The 22,963-nt window shown below is 62.1% G+C and carries 22 protein-coding genes; 9 read left to right on the top strand and 13 right to left on the bottom strand.

The genetic code is table 11. The features are described 5' to 3' along the window. Window positions 1–103: 103 nt before the first annotated feature. Window positions 104–1,354 carry a tyrosine--tRNA ligase gene (tyrS, locus tag WDB88_RS09565; RefSeq protein ID WP_339107443.1) on the bottom strand — a complete coding sequence of 417 codons (1,251 nt, stop codon included), beginning with the start codon at window positions 1,352–1,354 and terminating at the stop codon, window positions 104–106. Between the two features lie 59 nt (window positions 1,355–1,413). Here tyrS and WDB88_RS09560 point away from each other — a divergent pair, with 59 nt between their 5' ends. Then, window positions 1,414–2,511, top strand: a complete 1,098-nt coding sequence (locus tag WDB88_RS09560) for an anhydro-N-acetylmuramic acid kinase (RefSeq protein WP_339107441.1) — start codon at window positions 1,414–1,416, stop codon at window positions 2,509–2,511. A 128-nt stretch (window positions 2,512–2,639) separates the two neighbouring features. Next, the gene (locus WDB88_RS09555; protein ID WP_339107440.1) at window positions 2,640–2,984 is read left to right on the top strand and encodes a hypothetical protein; all 345 of its coding nucleotides are present in this window, start codon (window positions 2,640–2,642) and stop codon (window positions 2,982–2,984) included. Here the strand turns inward: WDB88_RS09555 and WDB88_RS09550 are convergent, their stop codons facing one another. The 4 genes from WDB88_RS09550 to WDB88_RS09535 all read right to left on the bottom strand — a co-directional run bounded on the left by WDB88_RS09550 (window position 2,985) and on the right by WDB88_RS09535 (window position 6,745). Further along, window positions 2,985–3,410 carry a cupin domain-containing protein gene (locus WDB88_RS09550; protein ID WP_339107439.1) on the bottom strand — a complete coding sequence of 142 codons (426 nt, stop codon included), beginning with the start codon at window positions 3,408–3,410 and terminating at the stop codon, window positions 2,985–2,987. Further along, on the bottom strand, window positions 3,407–4,321 hold the full coding sequence (locus tag WDB88_RS09545) for a DMT family transporter (protein WP_339107438.1): 915 nt from the start codon (window positions 4,319–4,321) through the stop codon (window positions 3,407–3,409). Before WDB88_RS09545 ends, WDB88_RS09550 begins: the two co-directional genes overlap by 4 nt. Window positions 4,322–4,543: 222 nt before the next feature. Then, a complete protein-coding gene (gene eno, locus WDB88_RS09540; RefSeq protein ID WP_339107437.1) occupies window positions 4,544–5,818 on the bottom strand; it encodes a phosphopyruvate hydratase in 1,275 nt (424 codons plus the stop codon). A gap of 219 nt (window positions 5,819–6,037) precedes the next feature. Beyond that, window positions 6,038–6,745 carry an endonuclease/exonuclease/phosphatase family protein gene (locus WDB88_RS09535; protein WP_339107436.1) on the bottom strand — a complete coding sequence of 236 codons (708 nt, stop codon included), beginning with the start codon at window positions 6,743–6,745 and terminating at the stop codon, window positions 6,038–6,040. 158 nt (window positions 6,746–6,903) lie between these two features. On the opposite strand from WDB88_RS09535, the gene WDB88_RS09530 reads away from it, so the two are divergent. Next, window positions 6,904–7,602: a hypothetical protein gene (locus tag WDB88_RS09530; RefSeq protein WP_339107435.1), complete on the top strand. Its 699-nt coding sequence runs from the start codon at window positions 6,904–6,906 to the stop codon at window positions 7,600–7,602. Between the two features lie 2 nt (window positions 7,603–7,604). Here the strand turns inward: WDB88_RS09530 and WDB88_RS09525 are convergent, their stop codons facing one another. Continuing rightward, window positions 7,605–9,038, bottom strand: coding sequence for a YdiU family protein (locus WDB88_RS09525; protein ID WP_339107434.1), 1,434 nt, complete (start codon window positions 9,036–9,038; stop codon window positions 7,605–7,607). A 120-nt stretch (window positions 9,039–9,158) separates the two neighbouring features. Between WDB88_RS09525 and WDB88_RS09520 the strand changes: the two genes are divergently transcribed. Both WDB88_RS09520 and WDB88_RS09515 read left to right on the top strand, forming a co-directional pair. After that, entirely contained in the window at window positions 9,159–9,377 is a 219-nt protein-coding gene (locus WDB88_RS09520) for a DUF2945 domain-containing protein (RefSeq protein WP_339107433.1), read from the top strand. A gap of 63 nt (window positions 9,378–9,440) precedes the next feature. Further along, window positions 9,441–10,442: a DNA topoisomerase IB gene (locus WDB88_RS09515; RefSeq protein WP_339107432.1), complete on the top strand. Its 1,002-nt coding sequence runs from the start codon at window positions 9,441–9,443 to the stop codon at window positions 10,440–10,442. On the opposite strand, the gene WDB88_RS09510 is transcribed toward WDB88_RS09515, so the two are convergent. Continuing rightward, the gene (locus WDB88_RS09510) at window positions 10,439–11,374 is read right to left on the bottom strand and encodes a nucleoside hydrolase (protein ID WP_339107431.1); all 936 of its coding nucleotides are present in this window, start codon (window positions 11,372–11,374) and stop codon (window positions 10,439–10,441) included. The two genes, WDB88_RS09515 and WDB88_RS09510, sit on opposite strands and share 4 nt — an antisense overlap. 133 nt (window positions 11,375–11,507) lie before the next feature. Then, on the bottom strand, window positions 11,508–12,509 hold the full coding sequence (locus tag WDB88_RS09505; protein WP_339107430.1) for a Fe(3+) ABC transporter substrate-binding protein: 1,002 nt from the start codon (window positions 12,507–12,509) through the stop codon (window positions 11,508–11,510). Window positions 12,510–12,746: 237 nt separating this feature from the next. Between WDB88_RS09505 and WDB88_RS09500 the strand changes: the two genes are divergently transcribed. Both WDB88_RS09500 and WDB88_RS09495 read left to right on the top strand, forming a co-directional pair. Continuing rightward, window positions 12,747–13,598: a MipA/OmpV family protein gene (locus WDB88_RS09500; protein ID WP_339107429.1), complete on the top strand. Its 852-nt coding sequence runs from the start codon at window positions 12,747–12,749 to the stop codon at window positions 13,596–13,598. Window positions 13,599–13,717: 119 nt separating this feature from the next. Beyond that, window positions 13,718–15,121, top strand: a complete 1,404-nt coding sequence (locus tag WDB88_RS09495) for a sulfotransferase (RefSeq protein WP_339107428.1) — start codon at window positions 13,718–13,720, stop codon at window positions 15,119–15,121. Window positions 15,122–15,133: 12 nt separating this feature from the next. Here WDB88_RS09495 and WDB88_RS09490 read toward each other — a convergent pair whose 3' ends face one another. From WDB88_RS09490 to WDB88_RS09470, 5 genes are all read right to left on the bottom strand, one after another. Next, window positions 15,134–16,987: an ABC-F family ATP-binding cassette domain-containing protein gene (locus tag WDB88_RS09490; RefSeq protein WP_339107427.1), complete on the bottom strand. Its 1,854-nt coding sequence runs from the start codon at window positions 16,985–16,987 to the stop codon at window positions 15,134–15,136. 78 nt (window positions 16,988–17,065) lie between these two features. Further along, the gene (locus WDB88_RS09485; RefSeq protein WP_339107426.1) at window positions 17,066–17,713 is read right to left on the bottom strand and encodes a hemolysin III family protein; all 648 of its coding nucleotides are present in this window, start codon (window positions 17,711–17,713) and stop codon (window positions 17,066–17,068) included. A 110-nt stretch (window positions 17,714–17,823) separates the two neighbouring features. Then, window positions 17,824–19,008, bottom strand: coding sequence for a hypothetical protein (locus WDB88_RS09480; RefSeq protein WP_339107425.1), 1,185 nt, complete (start codon window positions 19,006–19,008; stop codon window positions 17,824–17,826). A gap of 42 nt (window positions 19,009–19,050) precedes the next feature. Next, on the bottom strand, window positions 19,051–19,491 hold the full coding sequence (locus WDB88_RS09475) for a hypothetical protein (protein ID WP_339107424.1): 441 nt from the start codon (window positions 19,489–19,491) through the stop codon (window positions 19,051–19,053). Between the two features lie 237 nt (window positions 19,492–19,728). After that, the gene (locus WDB88_RS09470) at window positions 19,729–20,775 is read right to left on the bottom strand and encodes an extracellular solute-binding protein (protein ID WP_339107423.1); all 1,047 of its coding nucleotides are present in this window, start codon (window positions 20,773–20,775) and stop codon (window positions 19,729–19,731) included. A 163-nt stretch (window positions 20,776–20,938) separates the two neighbouring features. On the opposite strand from WDB88_RS09470, the gene WDB88_RS09465 reads away from it, so the two are divergent. Next, window positions 20,939–22,354 (top strand): deoxyribodipyrimidine photo-lyase, encoded by a 1,416-nt coding sequence (locus tag WDB88_RS09465; protein WP_339107422.1) that lies wholly within the window; start codon window positions 20,939–20,941, stop codon window positions 22,352–22,354. 22 nt (window positions 22,355–22,376) lie between these two features. Further along, window positions 22,377–22,910 carry a TrgA family protein gene (locus tag WDB88_RS09460; protein ID WP_339107421.1) on the top strand — a complete coding sequence of 178 codons (534 nt, stop codon included), beginning with the start codon at window positions 22,377–22,379 and terminating at the stop codon, window positions 22,908–22,910. Window positions 22,911–22,963: the final 53 nt, after the last annotated feature.

Genomic DNA, 22,963 nt, shown 5'->3' with positions numbered 1-22,963 from the left:
CTGTCTGCCCCCTCTTGGGCCTGCGGCCCAATTCACCCCCGAGGATATTTCGGGCAGCTGGATGCCGGATGGAAAAAGGCGCCTTGTGGGGCGCCTTTGATTTTTAGCCGATTTGTACGAGGGCGTGGCGTTTTTTGCCCGCCGAGAGTTTGACCGGCGTTTCGAAGTCGGATGCGGTGAACATGCGGCCTGCTTCGGTGCAGGTCTCGTCATTCACTTTCAGGCCGCCTTCGCCAATCAGCCGCTTGCCGTCCTTGCCGGTTTTGGCAAGGCCCGAGCGTGTGACAAGCTGGGCAAGGCTGATGCCGTCGCCCAGTTCGTCCGCCGAGAGGGTCAGCGTGGGCAGATCATCGCCGGTGCCGCCCTTCTCGAAGACTTCGCGCGCGGTGGCTTCGGCGGCGGCGGCGGCATCGGCGCCGTGCAGGAGGGTGGTCACCTCGCGGGCGAGGATGATTTTGCCCTCGTTGATTTCCGAGCCCTGAAGGGCTGCCAGACGGTCGCATTCCTCGACCGGAAGTTCGGTGTAAAGCTTGAGGAAGCGGCCCACATCGGCGTCCGTGGTGTTGCGCCAGAACTGCCAGAATTCATAGGGGCTGAGCATCTCGGCATTGAGCCACATCGCGCCGCCTTGGGATTTGCCCATCTTGCGGCCGTCGGAGGTGGTCAGGAGCGGTGTGGTGAGGCCGAAGATCTCGTGGTCGAGCACGCGGCGCGTCAGGTCGATCCCGTTGATGATATTGCCCCATTGGTCCGAGCCGCCCATCTGAAGCGCGCAATCATAGCGGCGGTTCAGTTCGAGGAAGTCATAGGCCTGCAGGATCATGTAGTTGAATTCGAGGAAGGACAGCGATTGTTCACGGTCCAGACGCGATTTCACCGACTCGAACGACAGCATGCGGTTGACCGAGAAATGCCGCCCGATATCGCGCAGGAAGTCGAGGTAGTTCAGGCTGTCGAGCCATTCGGCATTGTTGAGCATCAGCGCGCCATTGCCGCCCTCTTTGTAATCGAGGTAGCGGGCGAAGACTTTCTGCATGCCGTCGATATTGGCCTGGATCTGCTCCGGCCCCAGAAGCGGGCGTTCATCCGAGCGGAAGGAGGGGTCGCCCACTTTTGTCGTGCCGCCGCCCATCAGGGTGATCGGCTTATGGCCGCATTTCTGGAACCAGCGCAGCAGCATGATGTTGAGCAGGTGGCCCACATGCAGCGAGGCGGCCGTGGCGTCATAGCCGATATAGGCAGTGACCGTCCCGGAATAGAGTTTCTGGTCCAGCTCCTGCAGGTCGGTGCAGTCGGCCAGGAATCCGCGCTCGATAATGGTGCGCAGGAAGTCCGATTTGGGATGGTATGTCATCTGGCTTGTTCCTTTCTTATGGGCATGCGTATATCCTTGTGTCACGTAAAGGGGAAGCCATGTTGAAAGCAGGTCCTGTCTGGGCAGTGGGCGCGATGTCGGGCACGTCACTTGATGGCGTGGATGCGGCGTTGCTATTGACCGATGGTCTGCGGATTCTGGATTTCGGGCGCTCCGATTACCGGCCCTATAGCGAGGCCGAGCGGGGCGTTCTGCACAGCGCATTGGGGGCATGGCAGGGAGAGACTGCGGTCGAGCCTGCCGCAGAGGTCGTCGAGACGGCGCATGCCGAAATTCTCAGTGCCTTTTCCGAGGCCGAGATCGTGGGCTTTCATGGCCAGACGCTGGCGCATGAGCCGCGCGGGCGGGGGACCCATCAGGCAGGCGATGGGGCGGTGCTGGCGGAGGTGCTGGGCAAGCCTGTGGTCTGGGATTTCCGCACGGCGGATGTCCGGCTTGGCGGGCAGGGGGCACCGCTTGTGCCTTATTTCCATTTTGCCTGCGCCAAATGGGCGGGGCTGGACACGCCTTGTGTCTTTCTCAATCTGGGCGGGGTCGGCAATGTCACATGGGTCGATCCGCGCCGCGCCGCCCCCGAGGAGGAGGCTGCGGTGCTGGCCTTCGATACCGGCCCTGCCAATGCTCCCATCAATGACCTGATGCGGCTGCGCTTCAATCTCGGTCAGGATGAAGGTGGCGCGCTTGCCGCGCAGGGCAAGGTTGACGAGGCGGTTGTCGAGGCGTTTCTTGCCCATCCGTATTTTCTGAAAATACCGCCGAAATCTCTGGACCGGAACGATTTTCATGGCGTGCTGGAACTGGTTTCGGGGCTGGGCGATGCCGATGCGGCGGCCACGCTGACGGCCTGTTCTGCGGCATCGGTCGCCCGCGGGTTCGAGCATTTCCGGGAGATGCCGCAACATCTCTATCTCTGCGGCGGCGGGCGGCTGAACGAGGCGCTGGTGGCAGAGATCGCGAGGCGTGTGCCCTGTGCGGTGGCCCCTGTCGAGGATCTGGGGCTGGATGGCGATATGCTGGAGGCGCAGGCGTTTGCCTATCTGGCCGTCAGGGTGGCGCGGGGGCTGCCGACCTCGGGTCCGGCGACCACGGGTGTTGCTGCGCAAGTCGGGGGCGGGCAGATCAACTACCCCGTGTAAAGGCGCGATTTTCCGGCAACAGAATTAATCATTCGTTAACACCTTCGGGATCTCGGGTTTGTGAGCCCGCGTGATCGGCATAAATTTGCCCGGCTTTTCAACGATAAAAATACGTAAAGGCCGAGTGGATGAACAAGTTTATGATTTTGTTGCCCTTTCTTCTTTGGGGATGTGGGCACACCCCCGAGATCGCCTCGCGCATCGCGCCGCCCAATTTCCTGCCACATCTTCCCGATCTTCCCGCTTTGCCCGATCTTCCCAGACCGGCCCTGATGGCGGGGCAGGAGGCTTCGGGCTATATCTATAACGGCCAGATGATCACCTTCTCGGAAATCGATCACGACTTCGACGAAGACGCGCCTGCGGGCGAGAATTATGCGCAGGCGCGCGGCCTATGCAGCGATCACGGTTTCGATTTTGTCGAATACTGGGGGGTCACGGATACGGGGCAGCGGTTTTTCTGCACCAACTGATCAGCCGCGCGCGATGTCGAACCCTTCGGGCGCCAGCGTGAAGCCCTCGAAGCGGAAGCCGGGGGAAACGGTGCAGCTGACAAGGCTATAGCTGCCTGTGCTGCGGGCGGCCTGCCAGTGATGGGGCGGCACAATCACCTGTGGGCGGTCGCCCGACAGAATGTCGGGGCCAAGCCGGTGGTCGGTTGCAGGCCCCGCGTCGCTGGCCGAAAGCGACAGCGTCAGCGGTGCCCCTGCATGCCAGAGCCAGATTTCGGTGGAATCGATCCTGTGCCAGTGGCTGGTCTCTCCGGCTTTCAGCAGGAAATAGATGCAGGTGCCCGCAGCACGGCCCGTGCCCTCGGCGATCCATGTCTGGCGGTAATGGCCCCCTTCGGGATGGGGGGCCAGATCCAGAGTTCTGATGATTTGATCGGCAATGCTCATGATGCGATTGGGCCGCGGGACGGGCGTGCTGTCAAGCGCGACAGGCGCATTTGCGTCAGGGCGACACCGAGGATCGTGATGGCCGTGCCGAGGATCTGCAGCGGCGCGGGGGATTGGCCGATGCCCCAGCCGATCAGCATGGCAAAGACCGGCACGAGATTGAACAGGATCGCCGTGCGCGCCACGCCCCGTCCTGCAATCGCGATCGTCCAGAAAATATAGGCCAGCGCCGAGCCCACGATCCCCATCCAGAGCGAGGCCAGCAGCGCGTCGGGAGCGGCCCGCCACGCGGCGCGGAGCGGGTTTCCCTCTGTCAGCGACGTCAGCACCAAGGCAATCGTGCCGAACAGCATGGTCCAGCTTGAGATGGCCAATGGCGAGGCGTCCTTTACGAAGCGTTTGCACCCCACACCATAGGCCGCCCACGCCAGAGAGCCTGCAAAGATCACCAGATCTCCCGGTGTCAGCATTGCCCCTATCGTCGCGAAATGGCCACGGCCAAGCACCAGCGCCACCCCGAACAGGCTCAGCGCCATACCGCAGAAGGTTTGCACCGCAGGCCATTTGCGCGTCAGAAGGCTTTCCAGAAGCGTCGAGCTGAGCGGCGTTGTGGCCATGATCAGTGCCCCCGTCAGCGGGCTAGAGCTTTGCAGCCCGATACAGAGCGCGGCATTGAACCCTGCCACCCCCAGAATGCCCAATGCGGGGAAGGCCAGAAGATTGCGGCGCAACGGGGCCAGTGCCAGCCCCTCGGTGCAGGCCAGAAGAGTCATGATGGCGATGATCGCAATGACAAATCGCAGGCTGGCGGCGGTCAGGGGGGCAAGGCTTTCAAGCGCGATGCGGGTGGCGTCGAAATTGCTGGCCCAGAAGGCGGTGGCCAGAATGCCCAGAAGAAGCGGTCGTTGCATGGGATGTCCTTTCGATCCCCCCGCGCGGCTTTGGCGGGAGGCTGGGAAACGGGAGTGGACGCGACCGGTGCGTGGGGGCAAACTAGCCAGACAAATGCTTTCCGTCTTGCGCGAAAGTCACCTGTCAGGTTTCCGAAAGCGGAAACCTCTGGTCAAACAAACTTGGCCAAAAGAAAAGGCGCGGACAGTGCCGCGCCTTTGGATCTTACCGGAGAGACCGGATTATTTCAGGATCGAGCGGCCCGCGTAGATCGCGGTCTCGCCCAGCATTTCCTCGATGCGGATCAGCTGGTTGTATTTCGCCAACCGGTCCGAACGTGCCAGCGAGCCGGTTTTGATCTGGCCGCAGTTGGTGGCCACGGCGAGGTCTGCGATGGTCGCATCCTCGGTCTCGCCCGAGCGGTGCGACATGACGTTGGTGTAGCGTGCGCGGTGCGCCATATCGACGGCGGCCAGCGTCTCGGTCAGCGAGCCGATCTGGTTCACTTTCACCAGCATGGAGTTTGCCACGCCCTGCTTGATGCCATCGGCCAGACGCTTGGGGTTGGTCACGAAGAGATCGTCGCCCACAAGCTGGATCTTGTCGCCCAGCTTCTCGGTCAGGATCTTCCAGCCCGCCCAGTCATCTTCCGCCATACCGTCTTCGATCGAGATGATCGGATATTCGTTGCACAGCTTGACCAGATATTCGGCGTTTTCTTCCGAGGTCAGCGAAAGGCCTTCGCCCTTCATCTCGTATTTGCCGTTCTTGTAATATTCGGTCGAGGCGCAATCCATCGCCAGATAGATATCCTCGCCCGGCTTGTAGCCCGCTTTCTCGATGGATTTCAGGATCACATCCAGCGCTTCCTTGGTCGAGGACAGGTTCGGCGCAAAGCCACCCTCATCGCCCAAGCCGGTCGACAGACCCATCGCGGTCAGCTCTTTTTTCAGCGTGTGGAAGACTTCCGACCCCATGCGCACCGCGTCGCGGATGTTTTCGGCCGAAACCGGCATGATCATGAATTCCTGGATGTCGATCGGGTTGTCGGCATGTTCGCCGCCGTTGATGATATTCATCATCGAAACCGGCAGAACGCGGGCCGAGGTGCCACCGACATAACGGTAAAGCGGCTGGGTGGTATAATCGGCGGCAGCCTTCGCACAGGCCAGCGACACGCCGAGAATCGCGTTCGCACCAAGGCGGCTTTTGTTCTCGGTGCCGTCAAGTTCGATCATGGCATTGTCAATCTCGACCTGCTCGGTCACATCGGCGCCAACCAGTGCTTCGGCGATCTCGCCATTGACGGCGGCAACCGCGTCAAGCACGCCTTTGCCCATGTAGCGCGACTTGTCGCCATCGCGCTTTTCAACGGCTTCATGCGCGCCGGTCGAGGCCCCCGAGGGAACAGCCGCACGACCCATGGTGCCGTCTTCCAAAATCACGTCGACCTCGACGGTCGGATTGCCGCGGCTGTCGAGGATCTCGCGCGCGTGGATGTCGATGATGGTGCTCATTATACTCTCTTCCCTTGTCATTGCACTTTGGTGCTGTATGGGCCGTGCCAAGCTATATCCTTGGGCGGCAGTGGTGAAAAGGGCGTTGTTACCGCTAACGGCGCTGTTAGCGACGCAACTTGATGAAATTTCTGAAATGCCCCCGTGACGGGGCGACATGCGCAGCCCGCATGAAGCGACCGCGCAGGGCCGGTCCGCGGGCGCGGCGTGCTTTTGCGATCAGCGTCTGCGACGCAGCCCGCCGATATCGGCCCAGATCGGCAGGTGGTCGGAGGCACGGCGGGTCAGCTGCGTGTCATGCACCGACATATGGGTGATATGGGCGCGGTTGCAGGTGACGATTCGATCCAGTTTGCCGACCGGTGCGACCGAAGGGTAGGTCGCGCCGGGCGCATGGACGGTAAACCCGCCCAGGGCCTCGAAGCCGTTGCGGCCCGACCATTCGTTGAAATCACCGATGGCCAGTGCAGGCGACGGAGAGGCGGCCAGCATTTCCTTGGCAATCCGCGTCCATTGCGCACGGCGGTCGGTGCGGCGTAGCCCCAGATGGGCGGCAAAGATCGAGAAGGGCAGATCCTCCTCGGCCTTGAGGCTCAGATGCAAGGCTCCGCGCGGCTCCAGCCCCGGCAGTTCGATCCCTGTGCAGGACAGCATCTCGACCCCGCGCTTGACCAGAAACGCCTGCCCGTGCCAGCCCAGACTGTCGGGGCCGGTGCGGGGTTGCTCGATGGTGCGGAAGTCGGTTTCGGCCTCGATCAGGCTTGCCGACAGGGCCGCAGGGCGCGCGCCGCGCCGCCTGTCGACTTCCTGCAACGCGATGACATCGGCATCGAGCGTATTGAGGACATCGATGATGCGATGCGGGTCCCGACGGCGATCAACACCGACGCATTTGTGGATATTGTACGAGGCTATTCGGAGAGTCATTGGTTATCAGCATGCCTATCTTGAGGCCCGATATAGAATGCCGGTTCTGTTTGTCACCCTGTCTGCGGAAAAAAATCTCGTTTCGTGGCGGATTGATCCGAAAATTTTTGTGATCGCGTGGGGTCGGGCAGCACTGTGGTCTTTCCGAAGCGGCGGAGTTGTCCCATATTTCGCGTATGACACGCAAGACGCCCCTCGATATCGCCCGTATGCAGCCTTGGCCGGTCAAGGTCATCTGGGGGATGCTGGCCTTTGAATTCCTGCTTGCGCTGTTCGAGCGTCAGTGGCCGCTGGCGGGGGTGGCCCTGTTTACCTTCGTGCTGACTCTGGTGCCGCTTTATGTCAGCTCGCGCATCGGGATCTCGATGCCCACGGCGCTGGTCGTGGCGGTGACGGGCTTTATCTTCGCCACCATCTTCCTCGGTGAGGCATTCGATTTCTACAACCGTTTCTGGTGGTGGGATATCGCGCTGCATGGGGGCTCGGCGCTTGGCTTCGGGCTGGTGGGGTTTGTGTTCGTTTTCATGCTGTTCGAAGGGGACCGCTATGCCGCTCCCCGTTGGGCGATGGCGCTGATCGCCTTTTCCTTCGCGGTGACGATCGGGGCGCTATGGGAGATTTTCGAATTCGGCATGGACCAGATTTTCGGCACGAATATGCAGAAATCGGGCCTGATGGATACGATGGGCGATCTGATCGTCGATGTGATCGGTGGCGCATTGGGGGCTTTGGCGGGCTGGGCCTATCTTTACGGGCGCGGCCCCGGCTTTACCCGTGCCTTCTTCGAGGATTTCGTGACCCGCAACCGCCGCTTTTTCCGTAAGATCGGCAAGCGGCGGCGCGGGCGCGGGCGCTAGGATCAGGTGCCGCAGAAGGTGCGGATGACCCGTTCCGAAAGCGCGGGCGCTGCCTCGAAAGCGGCAAATTCAGGGGCCTCGCCATAGGGCTGCGCCAGAGCCTTCATAAGCGTCTCGAAGGGGGTCAGGTCGCCATCTTCTGCGGCCATAATCGCGGCTTCAACGCGGTGGTTGCGCGGAATACGGAGCGGATTGGCGGCGGCCATCACGCCCTGCGGGTCCGCCTCCTGCGCCAGACGTGTCTGCCAGCGCGAGGTCCAGGTCTCCAGCAGCGCCGGATCGCTGAGTTCCTGTGCCGCATCCTCGCCGCGTCGCAAGGCGGTAAAGCTGCGGGTGAAATCGCCCTGTCCCTGTGCCAGGGCCGTCAGGAAGTCCTGAATCAGCGGAAGATCTTCGGGCTGTGCCTCGGCGATACCGATCTTGCGACCGAAGCGGCCCAGCCATTCGGCCTGATAAAGCGGTGTGAAGGTGTTGATGGCTGCGGTCGCCTGTTCCACTGCGGCCTCCTGCGGCCCCATCAGGGGCACGAGACAGGTGGCGAATTGCGCCAGATTCCACAGCGCGACCTGCGGCTGCGCGCCATAGGCATAGCGGCCATACTGGTCGATGGAACTGAACACCATCTCGGGATGGTAGATATCGCTGAAGGCGCAGGGGCCGTAATCGATGGTCTCGCCGGAAACTGCCATATTATCGGTATTCATCACGCCGTGAATGAAGCCGAGGCTCATCCATCCGGCGATAAGGCGCGCCTGCGCCGCGACAACGGCCTGTAGCAGATCCAGCGCGTTCTGGCAGTCGGGATAGAGCTTGGCGATGACATGATCGGTCAGGATCTGGAGCGCCTCGACATCGCCACGGGCCGCGAAATACTGGAACGTGCCGACGCGGACATGGCTGCGGGCCACCCGCGCCAGCACCGCCCCCCGCCGCCGCTTCATATCGCGCAGGACAGTGTCGCCGGTAAAGGCCGCTCCCAAGGCGCGGGTGGTGGGCAGGCCAAGAGCGGCCATTGCCTCGGAGACCACATATTCGCGGAGCACGGGGCCAACCCATGCCCGACCGTCGCCACGGCGCGAGAAGGGCGTGGGGCCTGCTCCTTTGAGCTGGATGTCATAGCTGCCCTGCGGTGTGGTGACCTCGCCAAGCAGCACCGCACGGCCATCGCCCAGTTGCGGCACCCAGCCGCCAAACTGGTGGCCCGCATAGGCCTGAGCAATCGGCTGGGCGCCTTCGGGCAGGTGGTTGCCCGCCAGCATGGCCACGCCCTCGGGGCTGCGCAGGAAATCGGGGGCGATGCCAAGCTGGCGGGCCAGCGCGTCATTGACGGCAATCAGCGCGGGCGCAGAGACCGGCGTGGGGGCTTGCGGCGCGAAAAACCGCTCGGGCAGATTGGCATAGCTATTGGTGAAGGGAATGGGATGGGATGCGGTCATGGGGCCTCCTGTTGACGCAGATATAGGGGCAAGGCCGCCTTTCGGGAACCCCGCGCGTTTTCGGGAACTTCTTGCGGGCCATCCCGTTGGCGTTGCGCAGGCAGCAAGAGGAGAGAGGCGATGGGGAATGCGTTCCGGACCGGCCAGTGGGTCACGTGGAGCTGGGGGCAGGGCGAGGCCAGGGGCAAGATTGCCAGCCGCCATGAGACGCGGGTAGAGCGCCAGATCGATGGCAGCACGATCACCCGCAATGGCAGCGCCGAAAATCCCGCCTACGAGATCCATCAGGAGGATGGGGCGCGGGTGCTCAAGCTTGGCTCCGAACTGGAGGCGGGGTGAATGGCAGGGGCGGCATCAGCCAGTCCGCAGAAGACGTCATTGCAGGCGGCCTGCGGACCGCAGATGAAGGTGCGGGCTGCGCCGGAAGATCTGCCAGAGGGGCTGTGCTTTTACCCCGACAGCCGTCCCGGCATCGCGCGCAGGCGCTGTGGGCGCGGGTTCAGCTACACGCTGCCCGACGGCACCACGCTGGCCCGTGGCCCCGAACGCGCACGTATCGAAGCTCTGGGCATTCCGCCCGCCTATGAGGAGGTCTGGATCTCGCCGCGCGAGAACGGGCATTTACAGGCCACGGGGCTGGATGCCCGCACGCGCAAGCAATACCGCTATCATCCGCTCTGGTCCGAGGCGCGGGCGGCAGAGAAATTCGAGACCCTGACCGGTTTCGGCCATGCCTTGCCGCGTATCCGGCGCGCGGTCACCCGTGATCTGGCCGAGGGGCCGGGCGAGATGTCCTTCGCCCTTGCCGCGGCGGTGCTGCTGATCGACCGTCTGGCGATGCGCGTGGGCAATGCGGCCTATACGCAGGCCAATGGCAGCTACGGGGCGCTGACCCTGCGCCGTCGCCAGATGCGGCTTTGCGAGGACGGGCTGCGATTGAGCTATACCGCCAAAGGCGGCAAGAAAATACGCCGCCGCCTGACCGACCGCAAGCTGCTGAAAGTGCTTGATCAGGCGCGCGATTTACCGGGGGCGGAGCTGATCACCTGGATCGACGAGGACGGAGCGCCACGCGCGCTCGGCTCTGACCAGCTGAATGCCTATCTCTCTGACTTGGGTCAGGGAAATTTCACGGCCAAAACCTTCCGCACATGGTCCGGCAGTCTTGCCGCCTTCGAGGCCGCCGAGGCGGGCGGGCGGACGATCAAGGCGCTTTCCGGCGCGGCGGCCGCGCGTCTGAACAACACCCCGACAGTGGCGCGCAACAGCTATATCCACCCGAAGGTGATTGCCTTGGCCGAGGCGAGGCGGTTGCCCGATCTGGAGCCCGTCAAGCTGCGCGGGCTGTCTGCGGCAGAGGCCCGTCTGCTGGCCTTGCTGGAAAGCCCTGAAACGCGAGGCTAGAGGCGGGCGATCCGGTCCCGTATCAGGGCAAAGAAGGCATCGCGCCTGACCTCGTTCATGAACATCACATTGGGGGCGCGTGACGTGACGCGCCACCAGTCGGCCACGGTCATGCCCAATGTCAGGGGCGAAAGCACCTCGACCTCGACATTGATATGGCGCCCCGCGAAAAGGCTCGGGTCGATGAGGTAGCCGATGGTGCAAGGGTCGTGCAAAGGCGCACCTTGCGATCCGTATTTCTCCTTGTCGAAACGCTCGAAGAAATCGGTCCAGGAGGCCACGGCCTCGCCCAGCAAGGTGCCAAGATCGCGCAGGCTCCGCACCCAGTCGGCGGAGGTAAGGGCTTTATGGGTCACATCCAGCGGCATCATGGTGATCGGAACGCCGGAGGCCAGCACGATCTGCGCCGCCTCGGGATCGACATAGATGTTGAACTCGGCCGTGGGGGTGATGTTGCCGACCTCGAAATAGGCCCCGCCCATCAGCACGATCTCCTGAATTTTACAGGTCAGTTCGGGGGCGCGGCGCAGCGCGGTTGCGATATTGGTCAACGGGCCCACCGGCACCAGCGTGATGCTGGCATCCGCCGCATTGCGCAGGGTCTGCACGATGAAATCCACCGCATGCATCTCCTGCACGGGCATCGTGGGGGCGGGCAGGTCGATCCCGTCAAGCCCCGTTTTGCCATGCACATGTTCGGCGGTGATCAGGGGCCGCGCGAGTGGCGCGTCGCAGCCCGCAAAAATCTTCACCTCCCGTCGGCCGGCCAGTTCGCAGATCTTGCGCGCATTGGTGACGGTCCGCTCCAGCGGCACATTCCCCGCAACGCAGGTGATCCCCAGAACCTCCAGTTCCGGACTGGCCAGCGCCAAGAGGATGGCCACCGCATCGTCTTGCCCCGGATCAGTGTCGATGATGATCTTGCGTGTCATGCCCTGCACTCCTTTTGGAAGCAGAGTGCGGGGCGTCTGCGGGAATGTCCAGCGGGCAGGCGGATCTGCGGTAACGGGTCTGCGGGGCCAGACCCGTCAGAACAGGCCCGCCCGGACAGACGCGCCGCTTGGCTCAACCGTCGAAATTCACCGCTTCGATCAGCTTGAGCGCAGCGGGGCGCATTTTCGCGATCTCGACAAGATCCAGCCCGTCGGGGGTAAAGGCCCCCCAGCTTTTGACCAGCTCCGAAGGGGCCACGCCCTCTTTTACCGGAAATTCGTGATTGGTTTCGGCATAGATATGCTGCGCCTCGTCCGAGACCAGAAACTCCATCAGCGCCCGCGCGTCGTCCTTGTTCGGGGCGGATCTGGTCATGGCGACGCCCGAAATGTTCATATGGGTGCCACCGCCCTCGAAGACCGGAAAGCGGATCGACACGCTCTTGGCCCATTCGGCGCTTTCGGCATTGGCCAGCATCTGGCCCATGTAATAGGTGTTGCCCAGACTGATATCGCACTGCCCCGCCCAGATGGATTTCACCTGGCTGCTGTCATTGCCCGAGGGTTTCAGGGCCAGATTGGCCTTGAGACCGGTCAGCCAGTCGCGGGTGGCTGCTTCGCCATGATGGATCATATAGGCGGCGGTCAGCGCGACGTTGTAATCCGAGGTGAAGGGACGGGTGCAGATGCGGCCTTTCCATTTCGGATCGGCGAGATCCTCATAGGTGGTGATTTCGCCCTCGGCCACGCGCTCTTTCGAGGCGTAGATGATCCGTGCGCGCGAGGTCAGGCCGAACCACTGATGATCGGGGTCGCGGAAGGCGGCCGGGATCGCCGCATCCAGCGCGGGGTCCGCGACCGGCTGCGTGACACCGCCATCCACCACCTGCGTCAGGCGGGCGATATCGACCGTCATCACCAGATCGGCGGGCGAGCGCCGCCCCTCGGCCTGCAGACGCTCGACCATGCCTTGCGCGATATAGGCCACATTGACCTTGATGCCGGTTTTCGCGGTGAACGCATCCAGAAGCGGTTGCACCAGTTCCGGCTGGCGGTGCGAATAGATATTCACATCGGCCAAAGCGGGCAGCGGCAGGACTGCCAGAACGGGCGCAAGCAAAGAAAACGGGCGCATGGGAAACCTCCTATAGACCGTCCGAGATATGCCAATTCCGTGATCACCGGTCAATGGTTGATCATTTTGATCAAGGAAACGGGCCGGTTTCGCGGGCGCAGGAGAGCGTGATATATCCATGCAACAGTTTCGCGGGAAATTGATTGCAGGAGTGGCAAGTTTGGCGATCTGCTTTAATATCTGCGCAAATTATCGACGGGCCGCGCGATGCGGGACCAAGAACGAGGGAATCATACCGTGACCCAGATCACTGCAAAAATCGCCGCAGCTTCGGTTGCCTTGCTGCCGCTTCTGGCTCCTGTTGCACAGGCCGAAACCAGCCAGTCCGAAGGGTATAATTTCTCGACCCCGCGCGTTTCGACGCAATCCTCCGGCGCCGGAATGAAGTTCACGCTTGGCGCTGGTGTTTCGGTCAGCCCGGAATATCCGGGATCGGATGATTACACCGCAGGCCCCGATATGGTGTTCCGCATCCATGCGCTGCAATATGGCGGCCTGACCTATGGCAATCCCGATCCCTATGCCGAGAAATCGGGCCTCGGGGTCTCGGGGTCGTTCCGCTATATCGGCAAGCGCGATTCCAGCGATTATGACGAGCTTGCCGGTCTGAGCGATGTGGACGCCTCGTTGGAAATGGGGCTGGGGCTGAGCTATGACACCGATTATTACAAGGTTTACAGCGATGTGCGTTATGGCGTTATCGGTCATAACACCTGGGTCGGGGAGGTCGGTGCCGATCTCAAATTGCATCCGACCGAGCGCCTGACCCTGACCATGGGGCCGCGCGCCTTCTGGGGCACGGAACGTTATGCGCAAACCTATTACGGCGTGTCGGCGGCGGAAGCCGCAGCCTCGGCTGCTGCAGGCGGTTCGCTCACGGCCTTCGATCCCGATGGGGGATTCTTGTCCGCCGGTGTGGAATTCGGTGCCAAATACCGCTTTGATGGCGGCTGGGGTGTTGAAGGCTCGGTGCGCTATGACAAGCTGATGAACGATGCCAAAGACAGCCCGATCACCAAAGCCGGTTCGGACGAGCAGTGGAGCATGAAGTTCGATGTCACCCGCGTCTTCACGCTTGGCGCGATGTAACGGCATCGGCCTTTGAAACGGCAAAGCCGGTCCTTCGGGGCCGGCTTTTTATTTTGGTAAAGGATTTCTTTGCTTATTGTCCCGATACTGCAGCCAAGTTCATAGGACAGGGCAGCAGAATGCGTGCAATCAGATATAGCGATACCCGTGCGGAGTTTTTGACCTTTTTCGAAAAGGGGCATTTCGTCAAGGCGTTGCACTTTCTCCAGAATCTTGCCGCACTTCACGGGGACACGCCCGAGTATATCCTCGATCTGGCCGAAACCTTCTGGCAGCTCGGGGAGGAAGGCAAGGCGCTGGAACTGCTGCGTATTCTGGTTGAACGGTTCCCGAAATTCTCTGCCGGCTGGTTCATTCTCGGACAGCGTCTCATGAATTATGGCGCGACCGAAGAGGGGCGCATGTGTTTTTCCCAAGCGCTGGAGATCGAGCCGCAATCGGTCGTTTTGCGCGCGACGATCGGGCAGATTGACCCCGTTAGCCCGAATAGCGCGCAGGCCCGCTATCTGAAAAAATCGCTCCAGACAGATCTGCCGGCTTCGGTCAAAAGCGAAGTCCTGCAGGCGCTTGCACGGGCCGAGGAATGTTATGGCAGTCCGGCCAAAGCGTTCGGCTACTGGAAGCAGATGAACCGGCTGATCAAGGGCGAGTTCGATGTGGACCAGCTTGCGCGCTATGTCGACCTGCTCGACGAGATTGCCGCCGATCTTCCCAGCGCCGATCCTGCTTGGCAAATGCCGAAGGTTGTCTTTATCTGCGGCATGCCGCGTTCCGGCACCACCATCACCGAGAGCTTGCTGGCGCAGCATCCCGACACGTTCGCGATGGGGGAGCATCTGTGTCTGTGTGGTCCGGCCCTGCTGTCCGGGCTGCCGGATTTCTCGCATACCGATGTCGCGCGGCTGGAAAAACTGCGCAAGCTCGACCGCCCTATGGTCGAGCAGCTGCGCTGGCATTTTTTAGGCAGCCTTCCCAAACACACCCCCGCCGGTAAGGTTCTGGTGACCAAAATGCCCGCGGATGCGTTCAGCCTCTGGGTGGCGCGGGCGGTGCTGCCCGATCTGCGGATCCTGCATATGGAGCGGCACCCGATGGATGTGGGGCTGTCGAATTTCAAGCTCCACTTCACCACCCTTGTGCCCTATCACGCCCATCTCGACAAGATCGGCGGGGTCATGCGGCAGACATGGCGGATGCGCGATATCAACAAACGGATTTTCGGCGACCGGATGCGGGTGCAATCCTACCGCGCACTGGTCGAGGATCGTGAGGCCCAGATGGGCGAGATCCTGTCTTTTGCGGGTCTTTCAGCCGCATCCGACACTCCGGCCACGACCGAAGAGGTGCGTTCGGTCCGCACCGCGTCGGTGATGCAGGTCCGCGAAGGGGTCAATACCAAGGGGCTTGATAAATGGCGTATCTATGAACGCCAGCTTGCGCCGCTTCTTCAGGCACTGGGGGGACAGGCGGCTGTGGCGGATTGGGAAGCGCAGGACCGCGCGCGGAGCTTCCGTTTGCCCTAGGGAAAAGGCCCCTTAGGGGGCCTCTGCCGTTTCCAGCTTTTCCAAAGCGTCCATCCAAAGCGCTTCGGCACGGTCCATCGCCTCGCGCAGCTCCGCATATTTGCGGTTCCATGTTTCAAGCTCTCCGGCGCGCCCGTCCTCATACAGCGCGGGATCGGCAAGTTTGGTGGACAGCTTTCCGGCCATTTCCTCCAGCTTCTGTACCCGTTCCTCGCATTTGCGGACCTCCGAACGCAGCGCCAGCACCTGTTCGCGTGGTGCGCGTTTGGGCTTGGGTTTGGGCGCTTCGGGGGCGGCGTCCTTTTTGGGCGGGGTCAGAAGCTCTTGCCGGTAGGCATCAAGATCGGCCTCATAGGGGGCCACGCGCCCATCCTTTACCAGCCAGAGCCGGTCGGCCACCATCGACAAAAGATGCATATCGTGGCTGACCAGAATCACCGCGCCGGTATAGGTGTTCAGCGCCTCGGTCAGCGCCTCGCGGCTTTCGATATCAAGGTGGTTGGTTGGTTCGTCGAGGATCAGCATATGCGGCGCGTCGATGGTTGACAGCAGCAGCGACAGCCGTGCTTTCTGCCCCCCCGACAGCCGCCCGACCTCGGTTTCGGCCTGATCCGCGCCCAGCCCGAAGCCCGCAAGCCGTGCGCGCAGCTTCGATTGCCCCTCATCGGGGCGGATGCGTTGCAGATGCAGCAGCGGCGAGGCCCCCAGATCCAGCTCGTCCACCTGATGCTGCGCGAAATAGCCGATGCGCAGCTTGGAGGATTTCACCATCGAGCCGGTCATCGGCGCAAGTTTTCCTGCCAGCAGTTTCGACAATGTCGATTTGCCCTCGCCATTGCGCCCCAGCAGGGCGATCCGGTCGTCCTGATCGATGCGCAGGTTCAGCCGTTGCAGCACCGCGCGGCCGTCATAGCCCACAGAGCCCCCTTCAAGGGCAACGATAGGCGGGGAAAGCTGTTCGGGTTCGGGAAAGGTGAAAACCTGTTTGGCCGCATCTTCGGGAGCGGTGATGGTTTCCATCTTCTCCAGCATTTTCACGCGGGCCTGCGCCTGTTTGGCCTTGCTGGCCTTGGCCTTGAAGCGGTCGACGAATTTCTGCAGGTGGGCGCGGCGCTCGTCCTGCTTTTTGGCCGCCGAGGCCTGCTGTTCGCGATTGGCGGCACGCTGGCGCACGAAACTGTCATAGCCGCCCGAATAGAGCGTCAGCTTCTTGCCCTCCAGATGCAGGATCGAGCCGACCGCGCGGTTGAGAAGCCCGCGGTCGTGGCTGATGATGATCACCGTATGGGGGTATTTCGCCAGATATTGCTCGAGCCAGAGCGCCCCTTCGAGGTCGAGATAGTTGGTCGGTTCGTCCAGCAGCAACAGGTCCGGCTGGGCAAAAAGCACTCCCGCCAGCGCCACACGCATCCGCCAGCCGCCCGAGAAATCGGAGCAGGGCATCAGCTGTTGCTCGGCGTCAAAGCCCAGGCCCTTCAGGATGGACGAGGCGCGTCCTTCCGCCGACCATGCATCGATATCGGCCAGTCGGGTCTGGATCTCGGCAATGCGGGCCGGATCGGTGGCGGTTTCGGCCTCGGCCAGAAGTCCCGACCGTTCGGTATCTGCCGCCAGCACCGTATCAAGCAGGCTGGTCGCGGAGGAAGGCACCTCCTGCGCCACACCGCCCACCTTGGCGCGCGAGGGCAGCGAGATATCGCCCTTTTCCAGAACGGCCTGTCCGCGGATCAGCCGGAACAGCGTGGTTTTCCCCGCACCATTGGGGCCGACAAGGCCGACTTTATGGCCGTCGGGGATGGTGGCGGAGGCATCCTCGAACAGAGGACGGCCTTCGATGGAATAGGTGATATCGGAAATTTTCAACATGCCCGAGCCATGCCGAAAGCCGGGCGGCGCGTCAACGGAAATCTCGTTGGCCTGCCGGTTGTCGGGGCGCGGCGGATGTCAGGCGGGTGCGGCCAGCAGCACGATGGCGATAAAATGTGTCACGGCGGCGGCCAGCACATGGCCATGCCAGATCGCGCGCGAAAAGGGGATGCGCTCGATCACATGGAAAACCGTGCCTGCGGTATAGATCAGCCCGCCCGTCACGATCAGGATCACGGCCGTCAGCGGCAGGGAGGTGACAATCGGGTAGCTCGCGGCCAAGCCGATCCAGCCCATCGCGAGATACATCACAAATCCCAGACGGTGCCAGCGGTTGAAAAAGCCAAGCTTCATCACCAGCCCGATGCCCGCAATCACCCAAGAGGCAATCGCCAGCGCCCATCCGGTCCGGCCCTCAAGGCCCAGCAGGGCCATCGGGGTATAGGTGCCGGCGATGAGCAGATAGATCGCGGCATGGTCGAAGCGGCGCAGAACGGCGCGGGTCGGGGCGTGAAGCGTCAGGTTATAGGCTGCGGAAAAACTGAAGCTGGCCAGCAATCCGCCCGCGTAGATGGCCAGAGGCCAGATATGGGTGACAGGGCCGGTGAGTGCCGCCCAGACCAGCAGTCCGCTGATCCCCGCAATCACGGTGACCAGCCCCAACACATGCATGACCCCGTCGGCGACATGTTCGCGCAGACTATGGGGCAGTCTGTATCTGTTCATGAGAGACATCCCGAATGGCTTCGCATCTGCAGCATAACGCATTTCGGGTGACATGGGGATGACACGGAGCGTTTCACACCCTTAGCACGGATGTTCACGCGAATGTGGCCTTATCCTTCGGCAGATATCCCGAAAATCGCGATCGCCGCGCCCAGCACCGCAAGCCCCGCATAGCGCAGGCGTTGCCCGCCTTGGGCCCGCAGCGCCGCCAAGGCCGACTGGAGTGCGTAATAGGCCGCAAAGGCGCGCGAGGCATAGGAGATGATCGCGAACAGATCGACCGTCCATGTCAGCGCGATGCCAAGGGCCACCAGCATGACATAGGCAAGGCCCGGACGCAGGCGGTTATGGCTCAGCTCTGCGGCCAGCCCGCCCGCGCCGCCGGTATCGGCCACCGCCGCCGAAAACTGCGCCGCAAGTGCTGCGGCCACCAGCATGACCGGCAGGATCGGTGCGACCACCCGCATCATTTCGATAATGGCGGTTTCGGTCAGCTTCATCTCGCCGGGCGGGAAGACATAGGCCAGAAGCACGATATACACCATATAGATCCCCGCCGAGAGCCATTGCGCCAGCTTCATCGCACGGATGCGGGTCGGGGCATCATAGTTGCGCCCCATATAGCGGGCGGTCTCGAAGCCCTGCACGGTGACAATCAGACCAAAGCCCAACCGGACCGCTTCCAGCGGCCCCAGATCGGGCGGCAGCAGATAGAGCGTGCCTTTCGAGGTCTCCGACAGGAAATAGACCGCCAGCCCCAGCAGCAGTCCCGCAATGATGGCCAGTTTCAGCGAGACACTGGCATATTCCATCCGCTCGAGCCGTTTGAACCCGCCCGACAGGCCCGCCGCCGCAATCACCACAAACACCACCGTGGTCACGATTTTGGCGTTCAGGCTGGTGTCCCACGGGGTCAGCGACACGGCGAAAGCCCCGAAAAGATTGAGGTAATAGGCGACAGAGATCACATAGGCGACCCCGAGCGCCACCGAAGACAGGGTTTCAAGCCCGCGAATGCCATGCGCGGGGGCCGTCTCGTGTTCGAGGCAGGCGATATTGTGACGGATCGCGCTGCCGAAGGCCCATGCAAGAAGGCAAAGCGCGGCCATGACCGCTGGGGCCAGCCAGCCATAACGGACCTGAAGGATCGGTCCCAGAACCAGAAAGCCCGAACCGATGATCGAGGCCAGCGGCGTGATCATTGCCCGCCATCCGGGGCGCGCGCGCATCCTCGGCCAGAACATGAACAGGCCCATAGCGGCGGCGAAGGCGAGGATGGCAATATCGAGTATCATATCGCCTATCTGGGCCGCGTGGTGGCGGAAGGAAAGGGGTTTTTATACCTCGGGGCTGGCCATTGCGCGCCAGTGTTCAATTCGTGCTGCAATATCAGGCCCATGTGTGGCAATCGCATCCTGCGCGAGCTTGAGCCGGTCCACCGCCTTTTCCAGCCGCGCCGAGATTTTCCGGATCTCGCTTTCGAGGATCGGGCAGAGTGTCTCGTTTTGCGAGATTTCACGGCGGCGGAGCAACCGGTCGAGATGGGTCTGCCACATCTCGACGGTGCGCATCTGGGCATGCAGCGTATCGGCCAGAACCTTGGCATGGGTGGTTTCGGCGCGAATAATCGCTTCGACTGATCTGTTTTTAAGCTCGGCGCTGCGCAGGCTTTCAAACCGGCTTCTCTGACCGTAGCCGGGCTGGTTGATCCCGCCCATCACAGGCGTATCTATGCCACCGGATTCCGGCATAATCGCGATTTTGAACCCATATGTCACCGAACTGCCTACTCTGTATCACGAGACCTGCGCCTCATTGGGTATAGTTAACACAACAACTGTTGCGTGTAGTGGTTAACAGATCGTTAATCCGCGGGCAGAGCGTTACGTTCATATCCGATTTTTCTGATATATGACATCAAAGCCACGCCCCGGGATCTGAAAAGGGGCCTCCATACAGCCCATAAAAAAAGCCGCCCTCGGCGGGGCGGCTTTCGCGGGCTTGCAAGGGTGGGATCAGAACCCGGCCTTGATCTTTTCGAACTCCGCCAGCTGACGTTCGCGCATCTGCGGGTCATTGGGGGTCTGGGCAAGGATCGGGGCATCGACATGGCCAAGACCTGCGGCATCCAGATCCTCTTTCGAGAACTGCTCCATCGCCTTGACGTTGGTATGGCCATATCCGATGGCCTCCATCAGGGCAGGGGCTGCCGCGGGGGCCAGCCACGAATTGATGAAGTCATAGGCCTGATCTTCCGAACCGGGGCCATCCTTGAGGTTGACATAGCCGCAGAAGAAGGTGGACGAGCCTTCTTTCGGGGCGCGCTGGAAGGCCACCGGATAGCCATCGGCCTTGAGATAGGTCACGCCATCATTCCACGACCACGAAATGAGCACTTCGCCCGACGCCATGGTCTGGGCCTGTTCCGAAGGGTCGGTCCAGTAGGATTGCACATTCTGGTGGGCTTTGCGCAGCCATGCCGCCGCTGCCTGGAACTGGTCTTCGGTCACATTGGTCCAGTCCGACACGCCGGTGGCCAGATAGGCCAGCGCCCAGACATCATCCGAGCTGTCGGGCAGCGAGATACGGCCCTGATATTTCGGGTTCAGGAAGACATCCAGAGAGGCCACATCCTCGGCAGGCACTTTCTCGGGATTATAGGCGATGGCGGTCGCGCCCCAGTCGGTGGGGATATACCACACGCCCTGATCATCCTTGAAGATCTTGGAATTGAGGAATTTCGGGTCGATATCCTTGAAGGCGGGAATGCGCGAGACGTCCCACGGCTCGATCAGACCGGCATCGCGATATTTCGACACCATCTGCGAACAGGGATGGGCCACATCGGCTTTGAAGCCCGAGGCAAGCTTCTGGTAGGCCTCGTCGTCGTCGCCGTAGAAGGTATAGCTGGGGCCGGCGCCATATTTCTGGGCATATTGCGCAAACAGGCCCGGCACTTCAAAGCCCGACCAGTCAAAGACCAGAAGATCGGGGCTTTCAGCCTGTGCCTGCAGACCGATCAGACAGGCCGCGCCTGCGAGCAGAGAGGTGAAATGTTTCATGGAAGTCCCTGTTTTATGTGTTCTCCCCCGACGCTAAAACGCAGCGCCCGACGCGACAAGAGGGATTTTCACATCGCCGTGCCGCGTCGTGAGCGGGTTTGGGGGCTGGACGTGGGTCATTTGCCAGCTATTTAGCCCTTTCAATGGCTTGACGGAGGGATTCATGGGGTTGAAACCGGTTATTCTATGGCTCAGACGCGATTTCCGTCTGCATGATCATCCGGCGATGGTGGCTGCCGAAAAAACTGGCGCTCCCGTGATCTGCGTCTTCATCCATGACGAGATCGTGGCCGGAACGGGGGCTGCGGCCAAATGGCGCTGGGGGGAGGCCATCGCCAGTTTCGCGGCACGGCTTGAGGAGATCGGCAGCCGTCTGATCCTGCGCAAGGGGGCGGCGCTGGAGGTCCTGCAGGGGCTGGTGCAGGAGACGGGGGCCACGCAGGTGCACTGGTCGCGCGCCTATGATCCGGCCTCGATTGCGCGCGACAGGGCGGTGAAGGCGGCTTTGAGGGAGAGCGGCATCGGGGCGCATAGCCATAAGGGCCATCTGATGTTCGAGCCGTGGGATGTCGCCACCGGCAAGGGCGAGCCCTACAAGGTCTACACCCCCTATTGGAATGCCGTGAAGGGACGCGGGGTGGACACCCCCTGTGACACGGTGCGCGCGCTGGCCGCGCCCGAGACATGGCCGGACAGCGAGGCTCTGGCTTCATGGCAGATGGGGGCGCAGATGCGGCGCGGGGGGCCTGTGCTGGCGGAACATGCCTGCATTGGCGAGGCCTCGGCCCAAGGGCGCATGGCCTCTTTCTTCGGGAACAAGATTGACGGCTATAAGACTGCCCGCGATCAGGTCGACCAGAAGGGCACCTCGAACCTGTCGGAGAATCTGACCTATGGCGAGATCAGCCCGCGCAGCCTCTGGCATAGCGGCTGGGCGCGTATGGAAGCCGGTAGCGCGGGGGCCGAGACCTTTCTGAAGGAACTCGTCTGGCGCGAATTCGCATGGCATCTGCTCTATCATTTCCCCACGCTCGATCACGAGAACTGGCGGGCCGAGTGGAACGGCTTCGGCTGGCGGCGCGACAATAACGATGCCGAGGCGTGGCGGCGCGGTCGTACGGGCGAGCCCTTCGTGGATGCCGCGATGCGCGAGATGTTCGTCACCGGCCAGATGCATAACCGTGCGCGGATGATCGTGGCCTCTTACCTCACCAAGCATCTGATGACCGATTGGCGGGTGGGGCTGCGCTGGTTCGAGGACTGCCTGACCGATTGGGATCCCGCCTCGAATGCGATGGGTTGGCAATGGGTGGCGGGCTGCGGCCCCGATGCCGCGCCCTATTTCCGCGTGTTCAATCCCGAGACGCAGGCCCAGAAATTCGACCCCGATGGCCGCTACCGCCGCGCCTGGATCGCCGAAGGACAGCCGCAGCCCGGCAAAACGGCGCTGCAATATTTCGATGCGATCCCGAAATCATGGCGGATGTCTGCGGATGACCGTTATCCGCCGCGGCTGGTGGATCTGAAAGAAGGGCGCGAAAAGGCGCTTGCGGCCTATGAGAGGCATAAAAAAGGCTAGGCTTTCCCGCGCCTTTCCAATTTTGGACATATTCCTGCGCGATGGTGCTGCCGATCTTGGTGACGGGCAGGGGGGCGCGATGCAGCGTATCGGCTATGACAATGCAAGGGCGCGGATGCCAACCGCCTCGCGGGCGGTTGCCGCGCTCGCGCTGGGGGGGGTGGCTTGGGCCTGTGCCGAAGCGGCGCTTGGCCTGCTGCCCGTGTCCACTGTGACCAAGGGATATGTGCCGGTGCTTGGGCTGACGGGGCTTCTGGGCGGCTGGTACGGGCTGGGCCGCGAAACGCTACGCACGCCCTACCGGACCGTGCTGGCGGGGCTGCGGATGGCGCTTTATCTGGCAGCGATGACGGTGGTCTATCTGGGCGCACTCGATATGTTCCGTCATGCGCATATGGTCAAAAGCACCAATGTTTTCGGCGCTTTGCTGGATGGTCTCAGCTTCGGGTTGCGGGCTGCGGGGGAATTACTTTCTGTTGACATGCTTGGCATGGTCATTGTGGGTTGCGTTACCGCTGCTATCTTGACATGGCTGACACAGCGGCGCTGGCCCTGACCCTGGTCCTAACCCTCGGTCCGGCAGGCCACGCCCCTCCGGCTGGCAAGACT

The organism is Thioclava sp. GXIMD4216 (genome assembly GCF_037949285.1).
GTDB lineage: Bacteria > Pseudomonadota > Alphaproteobacteria > Rhodobacterales > Rhodobacteraceae > Thioclava > Thioclava litoralis.
Note: the sequence above shows the minus strand (reverse complement) of the source record. Positions and strands in the feature narration are given on the sequence as shown.